The organism is Streptomyces beijiangensis (assembly GCF_017315755.1).
Lineage (GTDB): Bacteria > Actinomycetota > Actinomycetes > Streptomycetales > Streptomycetaceae > Streptomyces > Streptomyces beijiangensis.
This window is the reverse complement of the sequence record NZ_JAFLRJ010001071.1, coordinates 1-224: the sequence shown is the minus strand read 5'-3', so window position 1 is coordinate 224 and position 224 is coordinate 1. Positions and strand designations below refer to the sequence as shown.

General features: G+C 74.6%; 1 protein-coding gene. It reads left to right on the top strand.

Features of this window, described 5'->3' with window-relative positions; all coding sequences use genetic code 11:
* A partial coding sequence (locus tag J0695_RS40595; protein WP_206969819.1) for a ComEC/Rec2 family competence protein occupies positions 1 to 224 on the top strand: 224 nt, incomplete at both ends.

Here is a 224-nt window from a genome sequence, read left to right as displayed (position 1 = left end):
GGGGTCGTACAGCACCAGGAGCAGCACGGCGCCGGTCACTGATCCCCGCGCTGGCCGCCGCCGTGCTGCTCCTGGTGCTGTACGACCCCTGGCTGGCGCGGAGTTACGGCTTCCTCCTCTCCGTACTGGCCACCGGCGCCCTCCTCACCATCGCACCGCACTGGAGCAGCGCCCTGCAGCGCCGCCGGGTCCCGCCCAGGCTCGCCGAGGTGCTGGCCGCGGCC